Below are 26,090 nucleotides of genomic sequence, written 5' to 3' on the forward strand. Positions count from 1 at the left end.
GGCGGCATTTCGCTCACCCGACCTGGGTTGTCTATTTCACAAAACCTTTCTGCTTCAGGTAGTCAGCCGCCACTTTTTTGGCATCCAGCCCTTCCACCGCAATGCTGGCGTTCAGTTGTTGCAGGGTTTTCTCGTCAAGAGACGCAAAGACTGGTTTTAGCCACTCATCCAGCTGCGGATAATCTTTCAGCACCGCCTCACGCACAACGGGCGCTGGCGCATATATCGGCTGCACGCCTTTTGGATCGCTTAGCGTTTGCAGGCCGAGCGCCGCCACCGGACCATCGGTGCCGTAAGCCATCGCCGCATTCACGCCGGAGGTTTGCTGAGCTGCCGCTTTGATGGTTACCGCCGTGTCGCCGCCCGCGAGGGAAAGCAACTGTTTCTGATCGAGGTTAAAACCGTAGGCCTTTTCAAAGGCAGGCAGCGCATCCGGGCGCTCGATAAATTCAGCGGAAGCCGCAAGCTTAAACTCACCGCCTTTTTTCAGCCAGGCGCTGAGATCGCTAAGCGAAGCAAGTTTGTTTTTCTCCGCCACATCTTTGCGCACCGCGATGGTCCAGGTATTGTTCGCCGGCGCAGGCGTCAGCCAGACAAGCTTATTCTTCTCAGCATCGAGCTGCTTTACTTTGTCATAACCCTTTTGCGCGTTTTTCCACACCGGATCGTTGTCATCTTTAAAGAAGAATGCGCCGTTGCCGGTGTATTCCGGATATATATCCAGCTCACCCGAGGTGATTGCGCCGCGCACCACTGGCGTGGTCCCTAACTGTATTTTATTCACGGTTTTCACGCCGTGGCTTTCCAGCACCTGCAAAATGATATTGCCCAGCAAAGAGCCTTCGGTATCAATTTTGGAGCCAACCTTTACCGGCCCGGCCGCCTGCGCACCCGCCGCCAGCATCAGTAATCCTGCCATACCCCAACGCGCTGATAAATTCATGGTGATTCCTCGTTGTTGTTCTTTGCTTAAAAATCAGGAGGTCACAAAAAGGATAGCCGAGTTTAACAACTCAGGGAAAGCATATAAAAGTACATATTATGCGAAACGGTTGTTGCAGAAGCGTAACTTGCGCTATTGCTGATTCTGCCTGGCTTTATCGCCATATCTTCAACGTAAGCGGCATGGGGAGGTCCGATTTAACGGCACGTTGCTCAGGAAAGCGGCTGAGATTTATAACCTGCCAGGGTGGGGTTAATCCTTATCCGACTATGCACTTCAGTGTCCAAACATAATAGCCAGCATCATGAGACTGCGCGAGGCCCGTACGATTATCATGCACCCGGCACGGGGTTTGAGATGACAATAAAAAGCGCACGGCTCGCAGGCCGTGCGCCACAAATTGAGCTTAACGATTCTTAAGCTGCGATACTACATCAATACCAAACTCAACAATGCCGGTAATACCGGTGCCTATCTGTGAGATAGCCCCGATAAAATTTAATTCAAAAATACTGCCGATACCTTTGCCCAGCGTTGTTGCAGGATCCGTTGCGTTTGTATTAAGCCCACCCAGTGCCGTACCGGCATCAACAATACCGCCAATAGCGCCACCGATTGCCCCAGCGATATCTGCAAAAATACCCGCGCCGGATACCTGTTCAATTTCTGCTGCGTTTAATTCTTTCATCGTCATTTATCCTCAGTTGTGAGCGTTATGGTTTTAAAATAAAAAATATTTTTCCCCATAACTGGTTATTAGTCGCTATATGTCAGCGTTGCGTTATAAAAGCTTAAAGGAGTTGTATGGCGCAGGGCAAACTTAAAGCTAAAAGGCGGTATCCCATGATGCCTGCAATGCCTTTGCTAATCCGCCTGTATGCCTCCTTAAAATTCATCGTAAAGAGGCTGCCGACACCTTTACCCAACGCTGTTGCCGCATCTTTCATATCGAGGTTATAACTTCCTGCTGCCGCACCGGCGTCAACAATATTACCAATAGTTCCCTGTTGGACCCCGACAGAGCGGCAAAAAACCTGCACCTGAAACTCGCTCAAGCTCTGCCTTATTCAACTCTTTCGTCGTTGCTCCTTAATCGTTTAACGTGCTGATTTAGAAGTAAATAGTTACATTTATTTCGTATAATCCCCGTAACCATTTTGTTATGCAGCCATCATCAAAACTGCGCGATAAGTTGTAACATGTTTTAATTACAGGAAAAAGATGCTGTCCATATTTAACGCCTTGCCCTACGTTCAATGCCTTATTCATATAAGTTAAGATAAAAAAATAAATATCGCGATCGGAAAAAGCAGTTACCGACAATTAAACAGCCGTTAAAACCTATTCACACATCTCTATCGCCTGGAAACGCAAAATAAAAATTCAGTTTACCTTTATAAGAATGATAAAAGTAAAGATGCGTTATGATGATCTATGCGATAAATATAAAATATCGTCACAAGACAAAATATTTAATGATCATTGAATGCCCTGCCTCAAGGAAAAACCCAACGGCAGCTTTTAAAACAGAGGGGAATTATGCGGAGCCAGACTACGTTCAGATTAAACCAACCGGTTTTGAACGTAGTCTGGATAACGTTACTGGAATTTACTTCAGTTCAAACTCGCCACGTTTCACACGAGCGGAATCCAGCCCAACAAACACGTTAAATTTGCCGGGCTCGGCGTCATATTTCATCTCCGCGTTCCAGAATTTCAGCTCTTCGATATCAATCGGGAAGCTGACGCTCTGGGTTTCGCCCGGCTTGAGCAGCACTTTCTTAAAGCCTTTCAGCTCCTTAACAGGACGGCTCATCGACGCGGTGACATCCTGCAGATACATCTGCACCACCGTTTCGCCTTCACGCTCGCCGGTGTTTTTCACTTCTACGGTAGCTTCCACTTTGCCGTCGCGCGTCATGGATGGCGCGGACATTTTTACGTCAGACAGGGTGAAGGTGGTGTAGCTCAGCCCGTAGCCAAATGGATAAAGCGGGCCGTTCGCTTCGTCAAAGTAGCGGGAAGTGTACTTGTTTGGTTTTTCCGGGTTATACGGACGCCCGGTGTTCAGATGGCTGTACCAGGTTGGGATTTGACCAACAGAACGCGGGAAGGACATTGGCAGCTTACCGGACGGGTTGACGTCGCCAAACAGCACATCGGCGATAGCGTTACCGCCTTCGGTACCTGCATACCAGGCCTCAAGCAGCGCATCAGCCTGCTGGTCTTCTTTTACCAGCGCCAGCGGTCGCCCGTTCATCAGCACCAGCACCAGCGGTTTGCCGGTCGCCTTCAGCGCGGCGATAAGATCGCGCTGACTTTGCGGCAATACCAGATCGGTACGGCTTGATGCCTCATGAGCCATGCCCTGCGCTTCACCGACAACCGCGACCACAACGTCTGAGTTTTTCGCGGTGTTTACCGCCTCATCGATCATCTCTTTTGGCGTGCGTGGATCTACCTGCACCGCCGGTTCGTACTGGTTCAGGAAGTCGACGATGTCTTTCTGGTCGGTGATATTCGCGCCTTTAACGTGAACAACTTTCGCTTTATCACCCACGACATTCTGGATGCCCTGCAACACGGTGACGGTCTGGTCGGCAACGCCTGCCGCAGACCAGCTGCCCATCATGTCACGCTTGCTGTCGGCCAGCGGGCCAATCACCGCGATAGTACCTGACTTTTTCAGCGGCAGGGTTTGCAGACGGTTTTTCAGCAAAACCAGGCTTTCACGCGCGACTTCACGGGCTTCTTGACGATGCAGGCGACTTTCCGCGTTGGTGTCTTCCGGATCGGATTCCTTCGGCCCTAAGTGGCTGTACGGATCGTTAAACAGTCCCATATCGTATTTTACGTTCAGCACGTGACGAGTGGCATCATCCAGTTCCGCCTGCGGTACCGCGCCGCTTTTTACCAGCTCCGGCAGATATTTGCTGTAAAACTCATCGCTCATACTCATGTTGATACCGGAATTCAGCGCCACGCGCACCGCGTCTTTCGGATCGCTTGCTACGCCGTGCTTGATAAGCTCTTTGATAGCGCCATGGTCAGAAATGGTGATGCCGTTAAAGTTCCATTCATCCCGCAGCAGATTTTTGAGCAGCCAGCTATTGGAAGAGGCCGGCGTACCGTTGATGGTGTTCAGCGCCACCATCACCCCGCCGCTGCCCGCGTCCAGCGCGGCTTTATAAGGAGGCATATAGTCGTTGAACAGGCGCTGCGGGCTCATGTCCACGGTGTTGTATTCTTTCCCGCCTTCGACTGCGCCATAGGCCGCGAAATGTTTTACGCTGGTCATCACCGAATAACGATCCGCCGGGCTTTTGCCCTGCATCGCCTCTACCATGGTGCTGCCCATAATGGATGTCAGATAAGTATCCTCGCCGAAACCTTCGGACACGCGGCCCCAGCGCGGATCGCGGGACACATCTACCATCGGCGCCCAGGTCATATTCAGGCCGTCGTCCGCTGCTTCATAAGCTGAAACGCGGCCAACGGTTTTTACCGCCTCAAGATTAAAGGAGGAAGCCAGACCAAGGCTGATGGGGAATACCGTGCGCTGTCCGTGCACCACGTCGTAGGCAAAGAACAGAGGAATTTTCAGGCGGCTGAGGCTCATCACCTGATCCTGCATGATGCGGATATCGTGGCGGGTGACGGTATTGAAAATCGCCCCAACCTGCCCGTCTTTGATCATCTCACGAATGGCTTCTTTTGGGTTATCAGGCCCGACGCTGATTAAACGTAGCTGACCGATTTTCTCGTCATTGGTCATTTTTGTCAGCAAGTCAGTGACGAACGCATCACGCGCTTGCGGCGTCAACGGATGCGGACCGAACATCTCTTCGGCCAGCGCCGGTTGCAGTGCGAGGCTAACCGCGATACCTACAGAACAGAGCCATTTCATGGGATTTACTCTCTTGCTCAAGCCGCCCGCGCGGGCAGCACATTATGATAAGGAGAGCAGTGTGCCACATCGTTACGCGGGTAAGAAGAGCGGCTCCGGTGTTAAACGCTGATTTTTCGAACATTTCAGAGTATTGATAAGTGTTTTGCGACTATCATTGAAAACGAGAATTTTTGTGCCATCACAAGGAGTGGGATCATGCCCTTATCTGCGCATTCTGCTAAACAAACCTTTATAAATGAATTGAATCGCCTGCTTGGTAGTCAACACGTTCTGACAGACGCGGCAAAAACCGCGCGCTACCGCAAAGGGTTCCGCTCCGGCCAGGGCGAGGCGCTGGCCGTGGTGTTTCCCGGCTCGCTTATTGAACTGTGGCGCGTGCTAAGCGCCTGCGTGGCCGCCGATAAAATTATTTTGATGCAGGCCGCCAACACCGGCCTGACCGAAGGTTCAACGCCAAACGGCAATGATTACGATCGCGATATCGTCATTATCAGCACCCTGCGCCTCGACAAGTTACAGCTTCTGGATAGCGGCAAGCAGGTTCTGGCCTTCCCCGGCAGCACGCTTTACCAACTTGAAAAAGCGCTTAAACCGCTCGGACGTGAGCCCCATTCAGTGATTGGCTCTTCATGTATCGGCGCGTCGGTCATTGGCGGCATCTGCAACAACTCCGGCGGTTCGCTGGTACAGCGCGGTCCGGCTTATACCGAAATGGCGCTTTATGCCCGTATCGATGAACAAGGTAAGCTAACGCTGGTGAATCATCTGGGCATTGAGCTGGGCGCCACGCCTGAGCAAATTCTCAGCAAACTCGACGACGAGCGAATTAAGCCAGAGGACATCCTGCACGATAACCGTCAGGCTTCAGACCACGATTATGCCGGGCGCGTGCGCGATGTTGATGCCGATACGCCATCGCGTTTTAATGCCGATCCAAGCCGCCTGTTTGAAGCTTCCGGCTGCGCAGGCAAGCTTGCGGTATTCGCCGTCCGTCTCGATACGTTTGTCGCCGAAAAGCAAAATGAAGTGTTTTACATCGGCACCAATAAGCCTGAAGTGCTGACCGCAATCCGCCGTCACATTCTGGCGAATTTCAAAAACCTGCCGGTTGCAGGTGAATATATGCACCGTGATATCTACGATATCGCCGAGGTCTATGGCAAAGACACCTTTATGATGATCGACAAGCTCGGCACCGACAAAATGCCGTTCTTCTTTACCGTGAAAGGCCGTGTGGACGCTGCGCTGGAGAAAGTTCCTTTTATTAAACCGCACTTTACCGACCGCGCCTTACAACGCTTTAATGCCCTTTTCCCGCGCCATCTTCCGCCGCGGATGAAATCCTGGCGTGATAAATACGAACATCATCTGCTGCTGAAAATGTCCGGAGAAGGTATTGCGGAAGCGCGTACCTGGCTTGAGCACTATTTCCAGCAGGCGGAAGGCGCATTTTTTGCCTGTACACCTGAAGAAGGTGCCAAAGCGTTCCTGCATCGCTTTGCTGCCGCGGGCGCTGCCGTGCGCTATCACGCCGTTCATGCCGATGAAGTGGAAGATATTCTGGCGCTGGATATTGCGCTGCGCCGTAACGATCGGGATTGGTTTGAACAGCTGCCGCCGGAAATCAGCAGCCAGATTAGCCACAGCCTGTATTACGGCCATTTTATGTGCCATGTTTTCCACCAGGACTACATCGTGAAGAAAGGTGTGGACGCGCATGCGCTTAAAGAGCAAATGCTTGAATTGCTTCGTTTACGTGGCGCGCAATATCCGGCGGAGCACAACGTTGGTCATTTATACGAAGCGCCAGAAACATTAAAACGATTTTATAAAGCAAATGATCCTACAAATAGCATGAATCCGGGGATTGGCAGGACCACTAAGCATAAGTGGTGGGATGAGAGCGTTTGCAGCCATACACACCAGCATGATCCGCACTAAAACTTGTCGTCAACTGCCAGAATGGGGACTATTTTTCGCCCATTTTTAGTACTAAATTAGCGAATAATAAGGGCGGGGAACATCTTTCCCGCCCGCATCCCAGCGCAGAGGTTCGAAAATGTCAGTGGTCGAAACATTACCGTTCGCGCGGCTAGATGTTCGTGAAGCTACGCTCGACGATATTCCTGCTATTACCGCCATTTATGAATGGCATGTCCTCCATGGTCGCGGCTCTTTTGAAGAAACTCCCCCGACCGAATTACAAATGAGAGAACGTTTACACTACATCCGCGAACAGGGATTGCCGTGGCTGGTTGGGCATTATGATGGGATCGTGGTGGGTTACTGCTACGCCACCGTTTATCGTCCTCGTCCCGCGTATCGTTTTACCATCGAAGATTCTGTTTATATCGATGCCAGCATGACCGGGCGCGGCATCGGCAGCGAACTGCTGAACGCGCTGATTAACCGCTGCGAAGAAGGCCCCTGGCGACAAATGATTGCTATCATCGGTGACGGAGAAAAAAATACCGGTTCGTGCCGTCTGCATAAACAATTCGGCTTTGAAGTCGTGGGAAATTTACGCAGCGTGGGGTTCAAACTGGGCGACTGGCGGGATACGTTAATTATGCAGCGCCCGCTTAACACAGGGGACTGGAGCGCCCCCTGAGTTGTTGTCGGGTGACGCTAACGCTTACCCGACCTGCAACCTTTATAACTCAATCTTCCTGCGCGTTACCTGCCGCAGCATTGCTCGCCATCTGCGCCGCTTTTTGCTTTTTATAGCTAAGGGCGGAAGACGGAACAGGCGTTATTTTCCCGGTTTCCAGGAAGGATCGCAGGCGATTAGCATCCGCGAAGTGGGTATATTTACCGAACGCATCCAGCACGACCAGCGACACCGGCCGATCGTTAATCACGGTGCGCATCACCAGGCAGTGCCCGGCGTTATTGGTAAAGCCGGTTTTCGTTAGCTGAATGCTCCAGTTATTGCGATAGACCAGATGATTGGTATTGCGGAACGGCAGCGTATACGGCGGGTTGCTGAAGGTCGCCATATCCTCTTTAGTCGTGCTCAACTGACCAAGCAGCGGATAGTTTTTCGAGGCAATCAGCATCTTGGTGAGATCGCGCGCGGTGGAAACGTTATCTATCGATAAACCTGTTGGTTCCACATAGCGGGTGTGGCTCATACCAAGGGATTTTGCCTTCGCATTCATCGCGCGAATAAACGCATCATAGCCGCCAGGATAGTGGTGCGCGAGGCTTGCCGCGGCACGGTTTTCCGAAGACATCAGCGCCAGCAGCAGCATATTTTTACGGCTGATTTTACTCTTCAGGCGCACGCGGGAGTAAATCCCCTTCATCTCTGGCGTGTGGCTGATGTCCACGCTCAGCATCTCATCCAGCGGTAAATGCGCATCCAGCACCACCATGGCGGTCATTAATTTGGTGATGGAAGCAATCGGACGCACCAGATCCGGATGGCTGGAGTACACCACCTTATTGGTTTGCAAATCGACAATCATGGCGCTGCCAGAAGCGATCTCTTGCCCGCTGCTGGCAGGCGTTACGGTCTTGCTCGCAAAGGCCTGCGGTGCCAGAGGCACGGTTACCATCAGCGCAAGGCTGAACAGTGATAGACGGATTTTTGTCGGCATGGTGGCGCTTCTGTAATTATTCTGGAGTGTGATATTTGCCACTACTCACGTTCAGATGATGAATGAAATAAGTGAGGCGCCAGCATAATACTCTGACGCCTCGGGAAACGGCTACTGGAGAATCGTAACCTGATGTCAAAACAGGCGATACCCGTAACCCCACAGGATGACGGCCAACGCCAGCAGCACTTCCAGCACCAGTACGCCGATGGCGAGCGTGGAGCTGGAGAAGCTCATCCCTTCCTCTTTATTAATATTCAGGAATTCAGGAATACCAACATAAAGCAGATAACCCGTGTAGACCAGCGCCGCCGCACCCACCGCAACACAAAGCCAGACCAGCGGGTATAGCGCAACCACGCCGCTTAAGAACAAGGGAGTCGCCACATAACCGGCAAACACCATGCACCGGGCAAGCGACGGGCGATGCGGATAATTTCTTGCCATCCACCAGATAACGCGGCCCATGACGGCCACGCCGGCCAGCATCAGCGCATAGAACAGCACGCCGAGAAAAAAACCGGTAAGCATTGAGAGCCGAACGAAGGTGCCATCGCCAAAATTCCAGCCGATTTGCGTGGTGCCGATAAAGGCGCAAATAACCGGGATGGCCGCCATAAGCAAAACATGATGCGTGTAGTGATGCGAGACCGTTTCGTTCTCGCGCTTAATTTCCTGCATTTCACGATTAGGATGGGATAGCAATCCCCAGACATGGTTCATAGGGCCTCCTGTCATAGCGATCCAAAGTGTAAGCAGCACCCTAATTATAATGCACACCGTTAGATTGTTTTTTAATCGTGCTAATTTATCTGCCTCGTTTAGCTACGGACGAGCCGTGGGGTTGTATGCTTTAAAGGTGTTAACCATAAGGAGTATTTTGGAGTCTCATGGATATCAACAATTTAATTGAGCATTACGGTTATGCGGCGCTGGTGCTGGGCAGCATGGCGGAAGGGGAAACGATCACGCTACTCGGTGGGGTGGCGGCACATCAGGGGCTGCTGAGATTCTCTCTGGTGGTCATTTCCGTGGCGCTGGGCGGCATGATTGGCGACCAGCTGCTTTATCTGATCGGAAGACGCTTTGGCGATTCGTTGCTTGCACGCTTGAGTAAACACCAGAAAAAAATCACCAGGGCCCAGAATCTTATCCATCGCCATCCTTATCTGTTTGTGATCGGCACGCGCTTTATGTACGGCTTTCGTGTTATCGGACCGCTATTAATCGGCGCCAGCCGCCTGCCGCCGAAAATATTTCTGCCGCTGAATATCGCGGGCGCGCTGATTTGGGCAACCCTGTTCACCTCGCTGGGATACGTAGGGGGCGAGGTGATAAGTCCGTGGCTGCACAGCCTCGATCAGTATATTAAACGCTGGATTTGGCTGGTTATCGTTGTCGCCCTGGTCTGGCTTGCCCGCTACTGGTTTAAACGCCGCGAGAACAAAGATCGGGACTAGCTTTTGGGTTTGAACTGGGGATTGGCCAACATAAAGCCCCCGTCAACGATAAACGACTGTCCGGTAGTGTAGCTGGCACTACCTGAACACAGCCAGGCAACAAGGCTTGCTATCTCTTCCGTCTCGCCAAATCGACCAAGCGGGACTTCCGGTAGTTCAGTATGTTTACCTTCTCCCTCGTTCATATTGTTCATCGGGGTGGCGATAGCCCCGGGCGCAACGGCGTTTACCAGGATGTTATGCTGAACCAGCTCCATCGCCATTGATTTGGTCAGCCCGCCCAGCGCATGTTTTGCGGCGGTATAGGTACAGGCTTCCGGCAACGGCGTGTGTTCATGGACAGAGGTGATATTCACAATCCGCCCTCCGCTTCCTTGCTGAACCATAGCGCGCGCCGCTTTTTGCGAACATAAAAATGCGCCGTCTACGTCAACGGTAAACAACTTACGCCATTCGTCCAGCGTGACGTCCAGGAAGGGTTTTTTACTCATTGCGCCAGCGTTGTTCACCAGAGCATCGATTCTCCCGAAGCGGCTTATCAGCTCGTCAATGCCAGCCGCCCCGTCAGGTAAATTACTTAAGTCGAGTTGAACAGTTTCAGCCCGCCGCCCCAGGCCGCGAACCTCCCGCGCCGTTTCTTCCGCACCCTGCTCGTCCGAATGCCAGGTAATTCCTACGTCATAACCCTGTTCAGCCAGCATCAACGCGCATTTTTTGCCGATACCAGAATCCGACGCCGTTACGATAACCACTTTGTTAGCCGTACTCATCATCACCTCCCGGACAACATTAAAAACAGAAAACTAAGTATAGCTTCCTCCGGCGGAGCCTTACGCCGGGCCTTAGCAATGGCGCCGTCAATCCCTATCGCGATAGTCGCTGCCCGCTGGCGTCCGGCTTCATCTTCTGGCAACTGCTTCTTCAGGGCGTCGCTCATTTACTGTTTGTGGCTTTGAGCAAGGCAAGGCTTGCAGGCCCGGTTTCACCGCAGCATTGATACATGCGCAGCCGGCTCCGGTACCATTCATCCAGCGTGGCGCAAAAGGCCGCCGGGCCGACGCCCGGACGCCCCCGGTTAAGCAGCTTTGGTTTTTAAGGGATGCATATCTCAAAAATAGAAGATAATTAGATTATTATACCGCCAAGAGATAAATAACGGTTTATTTGGCCGGGCACCTGCATTTTTCCTTGGGTTCACCTTCTTATGGGAAGGCAATTTTCCCCGCCTCGCGCATCCTTGCCTATACTGACTGAACATCAGCCAAAAGATAGGGAGCATTAATGAAAATTATTTTATGGGCAGTTCTAATCATCTTTATTATTGGCTTACTGGTTGTCACCGGCGTATTCAAAATGATTTTCTGATGGTAGCGAGCGGGTGCCACTCCCGTGGCACCGTTCTTATCTCTTAGCCTTAGCGCTGTAATTTACCGGCACCCAACGGGGCCTCCTTGTTTCTGAACATGCCCACTTTCCGGAAATGAAATATGCGCTGCCGCAATCCAAACGCCTTCCGGGCCACTTCTTTGCGCACTTTTTCTCGGGTTGCTATCGCCTTTTCCCGATTCACATCGAAATGCAATGCCACGTCCGGATCCGGCATCTGCACCCTTTGACATGAATAATGTCGCCCCACAGCATGATGGTTTGCCCGCCGTTGCTGACGCGATAAATGACGCTGGCTTTCCTCTTGTTAATGCTGGCCGGGTTCAGCCAGCGATCGGCGCTAAAATTGTCAGTGACGTTTGCAGCTTGTCCGCAGAAAGTGAGCGGAGCTTGCGGACAGTATCGCCAGGGCTTTATTATCACTCCAATTGATTGGAGAAATAATGACTATCAAAGAGAATGATTTCCGTAAAATCGACCTCAATTTACTTATCGCCTTTGCGGTGTTATTTCGCGAACAGAGCGTTTCGCTGGCAGCGGATAAACTGCATCTCGGCCAGCCTGCGGTAAGCGGTTCGTTAGCGCGCCTGCGCGACATGTTCGACGATCCTCTTTTTATTCGCAGCGGCCATCGCATGCAGCCCACCGCCCGCGCCACTGAATTACACGCCGAATTGATGCCGCTGCTGGAACAGCTGCAAAGCGCCCTCTTTCAGCAGGCAGAGTTTAATCCAGCCAACGCGAAAACCACCGTCACCCTCGGCATGACAGACTGGGTAGAAATGTGGCTAATGCCGCTTCTGGTGCCCGCCCTGCGTGCAGAAGCGCCGGGCGTGCGCCTGAACGTGGTGGCAAGCGATCCGTTTACCGATGCACAACGTCTGGAAGGCGGCGATCTGGATATGGCGATTAGCGTGGCAAACCAGTCCGCACGCTGGATGGAGCGGGAAATCCTCACGCCGATGGAGTTTGTTACCCTCTGGCATCCTTCACAGCTTCAGCCTGCAGCGCCTTTAACCCCTGCGGCTTACGCCGCACAGCAGCACGTGCTGGTGAGCTATCGGGAAGCCACAAACAGTCGTATCGACACGCTACTGGCAAAAATTGGTCATCAGCGAGAGGTTTGTTACACCACGCCGCACTTCGCCGCTCTGCCCGGCCTGCTAATGCAAATGCCCGCGCTGGCAACCGTGCCGCAAGGGCTGAGTGAAAACTGGCAGAAGACATGGGGCTTACAAAGCAGTCCGTTACCGCTCGAGGTGGCGCCGTTTGAGGTGGCATTATTATGGCATCAGCGCCATAACAGCGATGCGGCGCTGATGTGGATGCGTGGCTTTATTAAGCGTCTGGTTCAATAACCATGTCGGATGGCGCAGGCTTATCCGGCATGCTCCTTCAGACTCCCGCCGTTGGTGGCAATAACCTCTTTGTACCAGTGGAAGCTTTTCTTACGCGTCCGCGCAAGCGTACCGTTACCCTCGTCGTCGCGGTCAACGTAGATAAAACCATAGCGTTTAGAAAGCTCTGCTTTAGAAGCGCTCACCAGATCGATCGGCCCCCAGCAGGTATAACCGAGCACCGCAACGCCGTCTTCAATGGCTTCTCCCACCTGCACTAAATGGTCGTTCAGATAGCTGATGCGGTAATCGTCATGCACCGTGCCATCGGCTTCCAGCTTGTCCTTTGCTCCCAGCCCGTTCTCCACGATGAACAGCGGTTTCTGATAACGATCCCACAGTTCATTAAGCAGGATGCGCAGGCCAATCGGATCTATCTGCCAGCCCCACTCAGAACTTGCCAGATGCGGGTTTGGCACCATGCTCAGAATGTTGCCGCGCGCCTTAGCATTCACCTCTTCATCCGCCGTTACGCAGCCGGACATGTAGTAACTAAATGAGATAAAGTCGACGGTGGATTTCAGCGCTTCGCGATCGCTTTCGGTGATGTCCAGTTCAATGCCGTTATCGCGGAAGTAACGCAGCATATAACCAGGATATTCACCGCGGCACTGCACATCGCCAAAGAACAGCCAGGAACGATTTTCCTGCAGGGTTTCCAGCATATCTTCCGGCTTGCAGGTCAGCGGATACATCAGGCCACCCAGCAGCATGTTGCCGATACGGGCGTCCGGGATTATCTCGTGACAGGCTTTCACCACAAGCGCGCTTGCCACCAGTTGATGATGAATAGCCTGATAGATTTCTTTTTTACCCGGCTTCCCTTCCAGCCCCACGCCGGTGAGCGGCGCATGCAGCGACATGTTGATTTCGTTAAACGTCAGCCACAGCTTCACTTTGTTTTTATAACGCGTGAACACCGAACGCGCATAGCGCTCGAAGAAAGTAATCAGTTCACGGCTGCCCCAGCCGCCATATTTCTTTACCAGTTCCCACGGCATTTCATAATGGGACAGCGTCACCATCGGAGTGATGTTGTGCTTCGCCAGCTCATCAAACAGGCGATCGTAATAAGCCAGGCCTTCTTCGTTTGGCGTCTGCTCATCCCCCTGAGGAAAGATACGCGCCCAGGCAATAGACACACGCAGGCATCCGAACCCCATTTCCGCGAACAGCGCAATATCTTCCGGGTAGCGATGATAAAAATCGATGGCTACGTCTTTGATGCCGAAATCACCCGGCTCGCGCTCGACAGCTTCGCTCATAACACCGTGCGGCTGGACATCGGACGTGGAGATCCCTTTGCCGCCTTCCCGCCATGCGCCTTCTACCTGATTTGCGGCAATTGCGCCGCCCCACAAAAACGTCTCAGGAAATGCTTTCATTGACTTCTCCTTTTGTTAAGCGGCTTACCGTCAGGAACGGCATGCCTGAATCGATGGTGCTACTGCTCGTCTCGCGTTTGACGGCCGCATAATCATCGCTGTTACTGACGATAACCGGCGTGGCGAGATCGTATCCCGCCTTCAGGATAGCCTGACGATCAAACTCGATAAGCAAATCGCCCGGCTTAAATTTGTCCCCTGGTTTAACATGAGCGGTGAAATATTTTCCATCCAGTCTTACCGTATCAATGCCTATATGAATCAACAGTTCAATGCCGCTGTCGCTGAGCAGACCGATGGCGTGGCGCGTCTGGAACAGCGAGGCAACTTCACCGTGGAACGGGGCGATAACCCGATTGCTGAGTGGAATAATGGCCGCCCCCTGACCCAGCAGACCGCTGGCAAAGGTGGAATCCGGAACCTTATCTATCGCAAGGACAGTGCCGCTCATCGGCGCGAGAATCTCGTTTTCACTCATCTTAACGACGTCGTCAGCTTTTTCGCTGCGCGGTAAACCTGCAAACCACGTCATGACACAAGCCAGCACCAGCGCGACGGTTGTGCCGATAATAGCTCCCCATACGCTGGCATCCGGCCCGCCAGGCGGAATTATTTGTGTAAAGGTAAAAATGCTGGCAAGGCCAAATGAATAGACCATGCTGTGGCTAAACCCTACAATCGCCCCGCCGATGGCTCCGGCTACGCAACCGAAAATAAACGGACGCCGATTTGGCAGCGTTACGCCATACACGGCAGGCTCGGTAATACCGAAGATGCCGGCAGTAAACGCTGAGCCAGCCAGCGCTTTCTGGCGTATATCGCGGGTACGCAGAAATACGCCAAGGGTTGCCCCAACCTGCCCCATAACCGCTGGCAGCAGCAAGGGGGCTAGCGTGTCATAGCCAAGCACGCTGAGGTTGTTTATCGCTAACGGCACCAGTCCCCAGTGCAGGCCGAAGATGACGCAAATCTGCCAGGCTGCGCCCATCGCCGCCCCCGCAAGCCACGGCGCAAAGGCATAAATCGCCTGATAACCGTTCACCAGCATCTGGCTCAGCCAGGTCGCCGCCGGGCCAATCAACAGGAACGTCAGCGGAACGACAATGGCGAGGCAAAATAGCGGCGTAAAGAAATTACGCACGGCGGACGGCAGGAGTTTGTTGAAGCGCTTCTCAAGCCAGCAGCTCACCCATGCGGCCAGGATAATCGGGATCACCGACGCGCTGTAATTAATAAAGGTAATGGGTATACCAAGAAAATGCTCGCTTACCGCCTTGCCCTGGTTACCCGCTTCAAAAGCTTGCAGCACCACCGGATGCGTCAGCGCGCCTCCAATCGCCATAGTGACAAAAGGGCTGCCGCCAAATTTTTTGCCCGCCGTGTAACCCAACACCAGCGGAAAGAAGTAAAACAGACTATCGCTGGCGGCAAACCAAAGTGTGTAAGTGCCTGACGCCACGCTCATCCAGCCACAGGCAACCGACAGCGCCAGTAGCCCTTTAAGAATACCGGAAGCGGCCATTACGCCAAGGAACGGGGTAAAAATCGCCGAGACGATATCTATCAGGCGATTCAGTAAGTTAACCTTTCCCTCGTTATTTATCTGCGGGGCCGTTTCTTCGATGATGCCCGCCTGTGCGCACACCGAGCGGTAAACATCATGTACATGGTTGCCTATCACGACCTGGAACTGCCCGCCGCTTTCCACCACCATAATCACGCCGGGATGCTTTTTAAGCGCCGCCGCGTCTGCAAGCTTCCCATCCTTTAGCTTAAAGCGCAGCCTCGTGGCGCAATGCACCAGGCTCGCTATGTTCTCGCGCCCGCCAACCTGGTTCAGAATATCCTTCGCAAGTTCTTGATACGCCATAATTCATTCCTTTCACTTATTGCCCGCAGGCTATGTGCGACCGAGTAAAATGCAAAAAACCTGAGGCCAGCCTCCCGGGGGGAACCGACGCTCAGGTTTTGCCTGCCGAAGCAGTAGCAATCCGTTTTTAAGAAGCCTTGCGGCCCTCTTTACGCACTCGCTCAATATGGATGGCGAGGAACATAATCTCTTCTGTCGTTAGCTCACGCTGATATTCAGCGGCTAAATGCCGGTTAATTTTTTCTGCACAACGCCAGGCGCGCGGATAATTATCTTTCACCGCAGCGTGCAGCGTTGCATCGTCGTCTGCCACTACGCTTCGGTTCAGCATGCGCTGGGCGAAAAACTTCAAATGCGTAACAAAACGCTGATAGCTCAGGCTTCCTTCATCGTATTCCAGCGTAAGCTGATACTTCACGATATGGAGGATTTCCTGCATTACCCGCGTCACGTGCATCACTTCTGGCATTTCGCTGTCGAGCTGGGCGGTGACAAGATGCAGCGCGATAAAGCCCGCTTCATCTTCCGCAAGCCGTACGGCGAGGCGCTTTTCAATAATATCCAGCGCCTCCAGGCCCAGCAAAAATTCCTTCGGATATAGCCGCTTAATATCCCATAACAGCACATTACGAATGGCTACGCCCTTCTTTTGCCTTTCAATGGCAAAGTGGCAGTGGTCGGTCAGCGTGATGTACAACGTCTCTTGCAGTTTGCCCAGGCGCTGACGCGACAATTCAATAATGCGATCGCAGGTGGTTATGACCTCCAGCGGAATCTGGCTTAACAGCTCGCTTAAGCGCGCCACCAGTTCATCGCTTTGCAGAGCAAAGACCTTTTCAATTTTATGCGGGTCCAGCGTATCTCCGGTATGTTTCTGAAACCCCAGCCCGCGCCCCATGACCACCCGTTCGCGAAGGTGCTCATCAAGGATCACCACCACGTTATTGTTCAATATTTTGGTGATTTTCATTGCTATCCCGGAAACAAAAAAACCTGACCTCCAGCCTGGGGCCAGAAAATCAGGTTTTGCCTGCAAAATGCAGTAACAATCCATCTAAGTGAACGTATCATAAAGGAAATATGGCTCAAGCCACGAAAGCAGAAAGCGTGACAGAGATCGCGCCGCAGTAGATTACCTGGCCTCTGGCTGTCCGGCAAACAGCTGGCGATACTGCGCTTCAAATTGCGGAGCATTCCACTCGCCGTCAAATATCGTCCATGCAATGTAGCCTCTGTTCAACCAGCCCGTATCGGTATCCGTATCCACCGGCGTCAGCACTTTCTCATTCATGATTTGCTGCGCTTTACCGTCCGGCAGAATTTTATAGAAGTGCTGCGGCAGCGGATTACGTTCGTTTTCTACATATTTGATGCCGCGAATGGCGTTTTTTGCCAGCGCGGGATAATTAATACTTAACCCCGATCCGGCAGGCAACAGCGCTTTTCCCGGCTGCCAGTTTTTAGCCAGCGTATCCGCCAGGTCTGCCACATAGTCAACGGCATCAGGCCAGTATTTGTGCGTGCTGGGCCAGCCGGCCTTCATTTCGTCTTCGCTAAGGATGTAGCCAATGCTGGCGGCGATCGCTGGATAGCCATAGCGTACTGCCCTTGCGGCTGCGCCAATGGTGCCTGAGTTAAGCTGCGCCACGCCGGTATTAGGACCGTCGTTCACGCCGGAAATGACAAGGTCCACAGGCTGATCCTTAAGCAGGCCCAGTAAACCAAAGTCAACGGCATCAGCGGGCGTGCCCGGGAAGCAGTAGCGTTTTTCCGCGATCTTTTTCACAGCAAAAATCTTATTCGGCTTAAAAGTAATTGCCGAACCAATGCCGCTTTGGTTAGTGGCCGGAGCGACCATCCACACGTCGTACCCTTTCGCCGTCAGCTTATCCTGCAGGGAGGTAGTGCCTACGGATTCGCAGCCATCATCGTTGACCAGCAGGATACGCATTGCCCGTTCCGTCGCCTGGGCTCCGCCCGTAGTTAACAATGCAATCAGCGCTACGGTTAGATGTTTTTTCATTATTTTGACTTCCTTGTATTTATTTATCAGAACAAATTGAATTTATATTCCACGCGTCCAGCCGCACCTACGCCTTTAGCTCGATTAAAGCTTTTTTATCATTGATGAGGATAGCGTTATTTTTGGGGTTAACTTCCAGCTATAGCCAGGACCAAATCCTGCGAAAATAGTTAATCCTTTTACCTGCGGAGTATTCCGGGAGAGGTATCCGCCCGGGTCCCATACAGCGAATGGGTAAGATCCAGGCGGCTATTATCCACCAGACCGCCGGTTGAAAAATGCTGTGTGAACGGGTGAATAACGCCGCACTCTGCCATTAAGGTAATACCAGGCACCGGTTTTTTATATGAGAACATAATAAACATCCTGTTATTCTTGCCTGCTGATAAATAAGGCATCGGAAAAACCGTCCTCTATTAGCGACTCCCTTTACAACTTCCTCGGTACAAAAAGCGTATTTACTGTAAGAAATAAAAACCCTGTATATCAGGCGCAAAATAAAAGCAAAAAAACCTAAATCCTGAAAAGCCAAATGGCTTCAGAAAATTAGGTTTTGCCTGTCAGACAGTAACAATCCTGTATTTACTCTACCGGCACACCCTATCACCGGAATTATTCATTATCCAGCACAAAAAAAGAATAGCCACTAAAAATGTGAGCCATTTAACATCGAACGGCAAATACTTTGTCGCATATAAGAAATAGTATTAACAGAACGCAGAGAAAATTGCGTGAATCGTTTATTTTTCTCTTAATTACAACGCACCTATTGCACGCGCAATCTCAGGCGAGGTTTTATAAGTGCGGATCTCACTAAATAATTCTGTCGCCTCAGCGTACTCTTTGCGCAGATAACCCAGCCACTGCTTAATACGCGCGACATGATACATGCCCGTGTCGCCCTGCTTTTCGAGCTGGCTGTATTTTTGCAGCAGTTTCACGACTCCGGGCCACGGCATACGCGGTTCATTGTATTTGATGACCCGGCTCAGATTTGGCACGTTTAGCGCGCCGCGGCCGATCATTACCGAATCACAACCCGTTGCCGCGAGACAGTCCTGCGCGCTCTGCCAGTCCCAAATTTCACCGTTAGCGATCACCGGAATGGATAACCGCTGGCGGATTTCGCCGATTGCGGCCCAGTTAATAAGCTCTGCTTTGTAACCGTCTTCCTTCGTACGCCCGTGGACCACAAGCTCCGTAGCACCAGCCTGCTGCACCGCGTCGGCTATTTCAAACTGCCGGGCGCAGCACGCCCAGCCAAGGCGTATTTTGACCGTCACCGGCAATGCCGCAGGAACCGCTTCACGCATGGCTTTTGCGCCACGATAAATAAGCTCAGGATCTTTAAGCAGCGTTGCGCCACCGCCGCTGCCGTTAACCAGTTTGGACGGGCAGCCGCAATTGAGATCCACGCCCCACGAACCGAGCTCAACGGCGCGCGCGGCATTTTCTGCCAGCCATTGCGGATACTGGCCCAGAAGTTGAACACGCACTAACGTGCCGGAAGGCGTGCGGCTGTTGTGCAGTAGCTCCGGGCAAAGTTTATGAAAGGATTTTACCGGCAAAAGCTGGTCGACCACGCGCAGAAACTCGGTGATACACAGGTCGTAGTCGTTCACCTCGGTGAGCAATTCACGAACCAAAGAGTCGAGAACGCCTTCCATCGGCGCCAGTAGGACACGCATTATGTTTTCCGGTAAAAAAAGAGGCGCTATGTTAGCGCCTGAAACCTTTAACAAAGATTATCTTTCGTAAGAGCAAGTTAATCTACGCTAGTAAAAACAAAGGATTATGATGTATGGTTTACCCAAACATCCAGAAACCACGCTTTTCGGCTGATAACCACAAAGAAGGAAAACCACGCTTTCTCCTTCTTTGTCAGCAATCTAAGGCGCTATGTTAGCGCCTCTTTTTACATTGGCAAAGCCGAAGATTAGTTAGATGCGGCAGGCTTACGAGGCGGACGACGACGGCCGTTCGCACCAGCCGGTTTAGCAGCACCCTCGCCCTGAGGACGGGACTGACGACGCGGCGCACCGCTGCGATCGGACGGCGCACTGCTGTTGCCGTTCCCGCCGCGACGTTGACCCTGGCCCTGACCACCGCGACCGCCGCCACGCTGCTGCTGGCGACCGTTTACGATAGGTTCGGCAGGAATAGAAGGGTCCACTTCATAGCCCGGAATCGCCATGCGCGGGATTTCGCGTTTCAGCAGGCGCTCGATATCACGCAGCAGTTTGTGTTCATCAACACAAACCAAAGACAGCGCCTCGCCTGTTGCCGCAGCACGACCGGTACGCCCGATGCGGTGCACGTAATCTTCCGGCACGTTCGGCAGCTCGTAGTTCACCACGTGCGGCAGCTCTTCAATATCCAGACCGCGAGCCGCGATATCCGTTGCTACCAGCACGCGAATACCGCCGCTTTTGAAATCGGCCAGCGCGCGGGTACGGGCACCCTGGCTCTTGTTGCCATGGATGGCGGCGGCGGTAATACCGTCTTTACCCAACTGTTCAGCCAGATGGTTGGCACCGTGTTTGGTACGCGTAAAGACCAGCACCTGCTGCCAGTTGCCCTCGCCAATCATCTGCGACAGCAGCTCTCTTTTACGTTTCTTATCAACAAAGTGAACGTGCTGAGTAACTTGCTCAGAGGCCGTATTGCGACGCGCCACTGATACTTCTTCCGGGTTATGCAGCAGTTTCTCTGCCAGCCCTTTAATGTCGTCTGAGAATGTTGCAGAGAACAGCAGGTTCTGACGGCGAGCGGGCAGTTTTGCCAGCACGCGACGAATATCGTGGATAAAGCCCATATCCAGCATGCGGTCGGCTTCATCAAGCACCAGGATTTCGACCTGGTCCAGCTTCACGGCGTTCTGATGTTCCAGATCTAACAGACGGCCAGGGGTTGCCACCAGCACGTCTACGCCGCTGCGCAGTTTCATCATCTGCGGATTAATGCTCACACCGCCGAAAACTACCAGCGAGCGGAGGTTTAAATATTTGCTGTAATCACGCACGTTTTCGCCAATCTGAGCGGCCAGCTCACGGGTTGGCGTCAGGATCAGGGCGCGCACCGGGCGACGGCCTTTCGCATGCGGCTCGTTGTCCACCAGACGTTGCAACAGCGGCAGGGTAAAACCTGCGGTTTTGCCGGTGCCGGTCTGGGCACTGGCCATCAGGTCACGGCCTGCTAATACTACCGGGATCGCCTGGCGCTGGATTGGGGTAGGCTCACGATAGCCCTGCTCTTCCACCGCACGCAGAATATCGGCATTCAGGCCGAGAGAATCAAAAGACATAGGTACTCCAGAATCGCCCTGACCGCGATGCGCGGTGTAGTTTCCAGGGGTTCATATGACGCCAGTCTCCTGGCGAGTAGAGGGGCACAAACCACGGTGCCGTAAGAGGCGCAGTGTAGCAGCTTTTGTGATACTCCGCACAATTTCTCTCTTTATCGCCCTTTCACAGCATAATGACTCGCCGCTGGACGGCGTGCGAGTAACGGCATACTCTTAATCAATCGATTGATTAACTTTTTAAGAGGTCGGTATGAACGCCACGTCGGCACCCGTCACCTCCCGCGGTGAACAGGCTAAAAATACCCTTATCAATGCCGCTATTGCTCAGTTTGGCGAATATGGCCTGCACGCTACCACGCGTGATATCGCCGCCCTTGCCGGGCAAAATATTGCGGCCATCACCTATTATTTCGGCTCCAAAGAAGAGCTCTATATGGCTTCTGCCCGATGGATTGCGGATTTCATCAGCCACAACTTCCAGCCGCACGTGCAAAGTGCCGAGACTATTCTTAGCCGGCCCGAACCGGACAAAGCGCAAATCCGCGAGCTTATTCACACCGCCTGCGGACACATGCTTAGCCTGCTCACCGCCGATGAAACGCTGAATTTTAGCAAATTTATCTCGCGCGAGCAGCTTTCGCCGACGCCCGCCTACCAGCTCATTCACGAGCGGGTAATTGCGCCGATGCATATGTATCTCACAAGCCTCGTGGGCAGCTACACGGGCCGCGATCCGTCAGATACCGAAACCATTTTGCACACCCACGCTCTACTCGGACAGGTTCTTGCCTTCCGCTTAGGGCGCGAGACGATTTTATTACGCACCGGCTGGACGACGTTCGATAAGGCTGGCGTGCAGCAAATCAGCGATGTGGTGCTAAGCCACGTCGATTTCATCCTGCAGGGATTATCTGTTGAGCGAGGAAGAGCGTGCGATGAAAAATAAAAAGCCCATCGTTGTGGTGATAGTGCTTATTGCGCTGCTGGCCGTCTGTGCTGGCGGCTGGCTGTGGTATCAAAGCGAACGGGAGAAACCGCTGATGCTCTACGGCAACGTGGATATTCGCACCGTCAACATGAGCTTTCGCGCAGGCGGGCGTCTCGCCACGCTAAAAGTGGATGAAGGCGACGCGGTTAAAGCCGGAGAAACCCTTGGCGAGCTGGATAAAGGCCCGTATCAGAACGCTTTACAACAGGCGGAAGCCAACGTTGCGGCCGCCCAGGCTAAATTCGATCTGGTGATTGCGGGCTACCGCGATGAAGAAATTTCCCAGGCCGCGGCGCAGGTCAACCAGGCGCAGGCCGCTTACGACTATGCGCAGAATTTTTATCAGCGCCAGCAGGGATTGTGGGCCAGACGCGTGGTTTCCGCTAACGATCTGGAAAACGCCCGCTCCGCAAGCAGCCAGGCTAAAGCCACGCTAAAAGCCGCCCAGGACAAACTCAACCAGTACCGCACCGGTAACCGCCCGCAGGAGATCGCTCAGGCACAGGCCAGCCTGCAACAGGCCAAAGCACAGCTCGCACAGGCGCAGCTGGATTTACAGGACACCACGCTTATCGCCCCTTCCGACGGCACGATACTGACCCGCGCCGTAGAGCCCGGCAGCATGCTGAACGCCGGAAGCACGGTGCTGACGCTTTCCCTGACGCGTCCGGTCTGGGTGCGAGCCTATGTGAACGAAGTCAGCCTGCACAAAGCGCAGCCCGGCACGGAAGTGCAGATTTATACCGACGGACGGCCCGATAAACCCTACCGCGGCAAAATAGGATTTGTTTCCCCGACCGCTGAATTCACGCCGAAAACGGTTGAGACGCCAGACCTGCGCACCGATTTAGTCTATCGCCTGCGCATTATCGTCACCGACGCGGACAACTCGCTGCGCCAGGGCATGCCGGTCACCGTCAGCTTTAACGATGGAACGCAGCATGAGCAGCAGTGACGGCATCATCCGCCTGCGCGGGCTGATGAAAAGCTTTCCGGGGCTGGATAAGCCTGCCGTGGCAAGCCTTGACTGTGAAATCCACGCGGGCGAGGTCACCGGTCTGGTGGGGCCGGACGGCGCGGGTAAAACCACATTAATGCGCATGCTGGCAGGGCTGCTTAAACCAACCGAGGGAAGCGCGGACGTCATCGGACTGGACCCGTTAAAAGACGACCGCGCCCTGCACGCCGTGCTGGGATACATGCCGCAAAAATTCGGCCTGTATGAAGACTTAACGGTGATGGAAAACCTCAAGCTTTACGCTGACCTGCGCGGCGTGACGGGCGAAGAACGTGAAACAACGTTCAGGCGCCTGCTGGAATTTACCTCCCTTGGGCCGTTCACTTCGCGCCTCGCGGGAAAGCTTTCCGGCGGCATGAAGCAGAAGCTTGGTCTTGCCTGCACGCTGGTCGGCCAGCCAAAAGTTCTGCTACTTGATGAGCCGGGCGTGGGCGTAGATCCTATCTCACGCCGCGAACTGTGGCAGATGGTGCATGAGCTGGCGGGCGAAGGGATGCTGATTTTATGGAGCACCTCCTATCTCGACGAAGCCGAACAGTGCCGCGAGGTGCTGCTGATGAATGAAGGCGAGCTGCTGTATCACGGCGCGCCGAAAGAGCTGACGCAGAAGATGGCCGGGCGTTCGCTGTTGGTGAGCCACGGCGAAGAAAACAACCGCAAGCTGCTGCAACGGGCACTGAAGCTGCCACAGGTGAGCGACGGTGTGATTCAGGGACGCTCGGTGCGGCTGATCCTCGCCAAAGACGCCAGCACCCAAGCGCTGACGGCGGCGCTGAAGCTGCCTTCCGATCGTATCGTGCAAACCGAGCCGCGATTTGAAGATGCGTTCATCGACCTGCTAGGCGGCGCAGGGGAACAGGAATCGCCGCTCGGTAAAATTCTGCATACCGTAGAAGGCAGCCCCGAAGAAACGGTGATCGAAGCCAAACGGTTGACCAAAAAATTTGGTGATTTTGCCGCCACCGACCATGTGGATTTTACCGTACAACGCGGCGAAATCTTCGGACTGCTGGGGCCAAACGGCGCGGGGAAATCCACCACCTTTAAAATGATGTGCGGCCTGCTGGTGCCAACCTCCGGCCAGGCGCTGGTGCTGAATATGGATTTAAAAACCAGCTCGGGCAAGGCGCGACAGCGCCTGGGCTATATGGCGCAGAAATTTTCGCTGTACGGCAACCTGACGGTGGAGCAAAACCTGCGCTTTTTCTCCGGCGTGTACGGTCTGCGCGGCAGGAATCAGGAAGCAAAGATCCGCAGCATGAGCGAGGCGTTTAATCTCCAGCCAATTTTTAACAGCGCGACGGATTCCCTGCCGCTCGGATTTAAACAGCGCCTGGCGCTGGCCTGCTCCCTGATGCACGAGCCGGATATCCTTTTTCTCGATGAACCGACCTCCGGCGTTGACCCGATCACCCGCCGCGAATTCTGGCTGCACATTAATAGCATGGTCGAAAAAGGCGTAACGGTCATGGTCACTACGCACTTTATGGACGAGGCGGAATACTGCGACCGCATAGGGCTTGTGTATCGCGGAAAGCTTATCGCCAGCGGCACGCCGGACGATCTTAAGCAACAGGCGGCGAACGACGAGCAGGCCGATCCGACCATGGAACAGGCATTTATCACGCTGATACACGAGTGGGATAAGGAGCATGAAGATGAGCGAGCATAATCAGATTATCTCCTGGCGGCGGGTACGCGCCCTGTGCGTGAAGGAAACGCGGCAGATTGTGCGCGACCCAAGCAGTTGGCTAATTGCCGTCGTGATCCCCCTGCTGCTGCTGTTTATTTTTGGCTATGGAATCAACCTCGATTCCAGTCGTCTGCACGTGGGCGTCCTGCTGGAGCAGCAAAGCGAGGAAGCGCTGGACTTCGCCCATACCATCAGCGCCTCGCCCTATATCCAGCCCACCGTCAGCGATAACCGCCAGGAGCTGATTCGGCTTATGCAGGCGGGGAAAATTCGCGGCATGGTGGTTATCCCAACCGATTTTGCGCAGAACATGGCGCGTGCGGACGCAACCGCGCCGATTCAGGTCATCACCGACGGCAGCGAGCCGAATACCGCGAATTTTGTGCAGGGCTATATGGAAGGGATCTGGCAGATCTGGCAACAGCAGCGCGCGGAAGATCGGGGCGAAAGCTTTGAACCGCAGATCGACGTGCAGCTGCGCTACTGGTTTAACCCCGCGGCCATCAGCCAGCATTTTATTATCCCCGGCGCGATAACCATCATTATGACGGTCATCGGCGCGATCCTGACTTCGCTGGTCGTCGCGCGTGAATGGGAACGCGGTACGATGGAGGCGCTGCTGTCAACCCAGGTCACACGCAGCGAATTATTGCTGTGCAAGCTGCTGCCGTATTACGTGCTCGGCATGCTGGCGATGCTGCTGTGTATGCTGGTTTCGGTCTTTATTCTCGGCGTGCCTTACCGTGGGTCGCTGCTGCTGTTATTTCTTATCACCAGCCTGTTTTTGCTCAGTACGCTCGGCATGGGATTGCTGATCTCTACGATTACCCGTAATCAGTTTAACGCGGCCCAGGTGGCGCTGAACGCCGCGTTTCTGCCGTCAATTATGCTGTCGGGCTTTATCTTCCAGATTGACAGCATGCCCGCGATTATTCGCGCGGTGACCTATGTGATACCCGCTCGCTACTTCGTCAGCACGCTGCAAAGCCTGTTTCTGGCGGGGAATATTGCCACGGTGCTGGTGGTCAACGTGCTGTTTTTAATCGCCTCAGCGGTGATGTTTATCGGCCTGACGGCGCTGAAAACCAAACGTCGTCTTGATTAAGGGAAA

At 53.5% G+C, this 26,090-nt stretch carries 23 protein-coding genes and 1 pseudogene; 9 read left to right on the forward strand and 15 right to left on the reverse strand.

Annotated elements, in window-relative coordinates:
* Nucleotides 1–31: 31 nt before the first annotated feature.
* From osmF to bglX, 4 genes are all read right to left on the reverse strand, one after another.
* Entirely contained in the window at nt 32–943 is a 912-nt protein-coding gene (gene osmF, locus E2L00_RS06580) for a glycine betaine ABC transporter substrate-binding protein OsmF (protein ID WP_167608686.1), read from the reverse strand.
* Between the two features lie 406 nt (nt 944–1,349).
* Nucleotides 1,350–1,637 (reverse strand): hypothetical protein, encoded by a 288-nt coding sequence (locus tag E2L00_RS06585; RefSeq protein WP_167607588.1) that lies wholly within the window; start codon nt 1,635–1,637, stop codon nt 1,350–1,352.
* 97 nt (nt 1,638–1,734) lie between these two features.
* Nucleotides 1,735–1,998: a hypothetical protein gene (locus E2L00_RS06590; RefSeq protein WP_167608689.1), complete on the reverse strand. Its 264-nt coding sequence runs from the start codon at nt 1,996–1,998 to the stop codon at nt 1,735–1,737.
* Between the two features lie 554 nt (nt 1,999–2,552).
* Nucleotides 2,553–4,850 carry a beta-glucosidase BglX gene (bglX, locus tag E2L00_RS06595; RefSeq protein WP_167608692.1) on the reverse strand — a complete coding sequence of 766 codons (2,298 nt, stop codon included), beginning with the start codon at nt 4,848–4,850 and terminating at the stop codon, nt 2,553–2,555.
* 198 nt (nt 4,851–5,048) lie between these two features.
* Between bglX and dld the strand changes: the two genes are divergently transcribed.
* Together dld and E2L00_RS06605 are read left to right on the forward strand one after the other, a co-directional pair.
* Complete coding sequence (gene dld, locus E2L00_RS06600) at nt 5,049–6,794, forward strand: D-lactate dehydrogenase (protein WP_167608695.1); 1,746 nt, start codon at nt 5,049–5,051, stop codon at nt 6,792–6,794.
* Nucleotides 6,795–6,912: 118 nt separating this feature from the next.
* Nucleotides 6,913–7,464 carry a GNAT family N-acetyltransferase gene (locus E2L00_RS06605; protein ID WP_167608698.1) on the forward strand — a complete coding sequence of 184 codons (552 nt, stop codon included), beginning with the start codon at nt 6,913–6,915 and terminating at the stop codon, nt 7,462–7,464.
* A gap of 49 nt (nt 7,465–7,513) precedes the next feature.
* Here the strand turns inward: E2L00_RS06605 and pbpG are convergent, their stop codons facing one another.
* Together pbpG and E2L00_RS06615 are read right to left on the reverse strand one after the other, a co-directional pair.
* Nucleotides 7,514–8,455, reverse strand: a complete 942-nt coding sequence (pbpG, locus tag E2L00_RS06610; protein WP_167608701.1) for a D-alanyl-D-alanine endopeptidase — start codon at nt 8,453–8,455, stop codon at nt 7,514–7,516.
* Between the two features lie 135 nt (nt 8,456–8,590).
* Complete coding sequence (locus E2L00_RS06615; RefSeq protein ID WP_167608704.1) at nt 8,591–9,178, reverse strand: Yip1 family protein; 588 nt, start codon at nt 9,176–9,178, stop codon at nt 8,591–8,593.
* Between the two features lie 167 nt (nt 9,179–9,345).
* On the opposite strand from E2L00_RS06615, the gene E2L00_RS06620 reads away from it, so the two are divergent.
* Nucleotides 9,346–9,915 carry a DedA family protein gene (locus E2L00_RS06620; protein WP_167608707.1) on the forward strand — a complete coding sequence of 190 codons (570 nt, stop codon included), beginning with the start codon at nt 9,346–9,348 and terminating at the stop codon, nt 9,913–9,915.
* Here E2L00_RS06620 and E2L00_RS06625 read toward each other — a convergent pair.
* Nucleotides 9,912–10,685: an SDR family oxidoreductase gene (locus E2L00_RS06625; protein WP_167608710.1), complete on the reverse strand. Its 774-nt coding sequence runs from the start codon at nt 10,683–10,685 to the stop codon at nt 9,912–9,914. The two genes, E2L00_RS06620 and E2L00_RS06625, sit on opposite strands and share 4 nt — an antisense overlap.
* Nucleotides 10,686–11,196: 511 nt before the next feature.
* Between E2L00_RS06625 and yohP the strand changes: the two genes are divergently transcribed.
* Nucleotides 11,197–11,280: a small membrane protein YohP gene (yohP, locus tag E2L00_RS06630; RefSeq protein ID WP_072009412.1), complete on the forward strand. Its 84-nt coding sequence runs from the start codon at nt 11,197–11,199 to the stop codon at nt 11,278–11,280.
* A 36-nt stretch (nt 11,281–11,316) separates the two neighbouring features.
* Here the strand turns inward: yohP and E2L00_RS21560 are convergent.
* Nucleotides 11,317–11,595, reverse strand: a pseudogene (locus E2L00_RS21560) (MBL fold metallo-hydrolase); the annotation flags it as partial.
* Between the two features lie 149 nt (nt 11,596–11,744).
* On the opposite strand from E2L00_RS21560, the gene E2L00_RS06635 reads away from it, so the two are divergent.
* Nucleotides 11,745–12,659 (forward strand): LysR family transcriptional regulator, encoded by a 915-nt coding sequence (locus E2L00_RS06635; RefSeq protein WP_167608713.1) that lies wholly within the window; start codon nt 11,745–11,747, stop codon nt 12,657–12,659.
* 20 nt (nt 12,660–12,679) lie between these two features.
* On the opposite strand, the gene E2L00_RS06640 is transcribed toward E2L00_RS06635, so the two are convergent.
* The 7 genes from E2L00_RS06640 to rhlE all read right to left on the reverse strand — a co-directional run bounded on the left by E2L00_RS06640 (nt 12,680) and on the right by rhlE (nt 21,280).
* Nucleotides 12,680–14,083: a glycoside hydrolase family 1 protein gene (locus tag E2L00_RS06640; RefSeq protein WP_167608716.1), complete on the reverse strand. Its 1,404-nt coding sequence runs from the start codon at nt 14,081–14,083 to the stop codon at nt 12,680–12,682.
* The gene (bglF, locus tag E2L00_RS06645; protein WP_167608719.1) at nt 14,067–15,953 is read right to left on the reverse strand and encodes a PTS beta-glucoside transporter subunit IIABC; all 1,887 of its coding nucleotides are present in this window, start codon (nt 15,951–15,953) and stop codon (nt 14,067–14,069) included. Before bglF ends, E2L00_RS06640 begins: the two co-directional genes overlap by 17 nt.
* A gap of 127 nt (nt 15,954–16,080) precedes the next feature.
* A complete protein-coding gene (gene licT, locus E2L00_RS06650) occupies nt 16,081–16,923 on the reverse strand; it encodes a BglG family transcription antiterminator LicT (RefSeq protein ID WP_167608722.1) in 843 nt (280 codons plus the stop codon).
* Between the two features lie 162 nt (nt 16,924–17,085).
* Nucleotides 17,086–17,976 carry a 5'/3'-nucleotidase SurE gene (gene surE, locus E2L00_RS06655; protein ID WP_167608726.1) on the reverse strand — a complete coding sequence of 297 codons (891 nt, stop codon included), beginning with the start codon at nt 17,974–17,976 and terminating at the stop codon, nt 17,086–17,088.
* 179 nt (nt 17,977–18,155) lie between these two features.
* Nucleotides 18,156–18,332 (reverse strand): hypothetical protein, encoded by a 177-nt coding sequence (locus E2L00_RS06660; RefSeq protein WP_167608729.1) that lies wholly within the window; start codon nt 18,330–18,332, stop codon nt 18,156–18,158.
* A gap of 399 nt (nt 18,333–18,731) precedes the next feature.
* The gene (dusC, locus tag E2L00_RS06665; RefSeq protein ID WP_167608732.1) at nt 18,732–19,664 is read right to left on the reverse strand and encodes a tRNA dihydrouridine(16) synthase DusC; all 933 of its coding nucleotides are present in this window, start codon (nt 19,662–19,664) and stop codon (nt 18,732–18,734) included.
* Between the two features lie 248 nt (nt 19,665–19,912).
* Nucleotides 19,913–21,280: an ATP-dependent RNA helicase RhlE gene (gene rhlE, locus E2L00_RS06670; RefSeq protein WP_167608735.1), complete on the reverse strand. Its 1,368-nt coding sequence runs from the start codon at nt 21,278–21,280 to the stop codon at nt 19,913–19,915.
* 250 nt (nt 21,281–21,530) lie between these two features.
* Between rhlE and cecR the strand changes: the two genes are divergently transcribed.
* The 4 genes from cecR to E2L00_RS06690 are packed head-to-tail and all read left to right on the forward strand — an operon-like array spanning nt 21,531 to nt 26,084.
* Complete coding sequence (gene cecR / locus E2L00_RS06675; protein WP_167608738.1) at nt 21,531–22,226, forward strand: transcriptional regulator CecR; 696 nt, start codon at nt 21,531–21,533, stop codon at nt 22,224–22,226.
* Nucleotides 22,216–23,223 (forward strand): secretion protein HlyD, encoded by a 1,008-nt coding sequence (hlyD, locus tag E2L00_RS06680; protein ID WP_167608741.1) that lies wholly within the window; start codon nt 22,216–22,218, stop codon nt 23,221–23,223. Before cecR ends, hlyD begins: the two co-directional genes overlap by 11 nt.
* Nucleotides 23,210–24,958 carry an ATP-binding cassette domain-containing protein gene (locus E2L00_RS06685; protein ID WP_167608743.1) on the forward strand — a complete coding sequence of 583 codons (1,749 nt, stop codon included), beginning with the start codon at nt 23,210–23,212 and terminating at the stop codon, nt 24,956–24,958. Before hlyD ends, E2L00_RS06685 begins: the two co-directional genes overlap by 14 nt.
* Complete coding sequence (locus E2L00_RS06690) at nt 24,945–26,084, forward strand: ABC transporter permease (protein ID WP_167608747.1); 1,140 nt, start codon at nt 24,945–24,947, stop codon at nt 26,082–26,084. The genes E2L00_RS06685 and E2L00_RS06690 overlap by 14 nt, the downstream gene beginning before the upstream one ends.
* Nucleotides 26,085–26,090 lie beyond the last annotated feature (6 nt).

Origin of the sequence: Cedecea colo (assembly GCF_011808225.1) — a bacterium.
Lineage (GTDB): Bacteria > Pseudomonadota > Gammaproteobacteria > Enterobacterales > Enterobacteriaceae > Dryocola > Dryocola colo.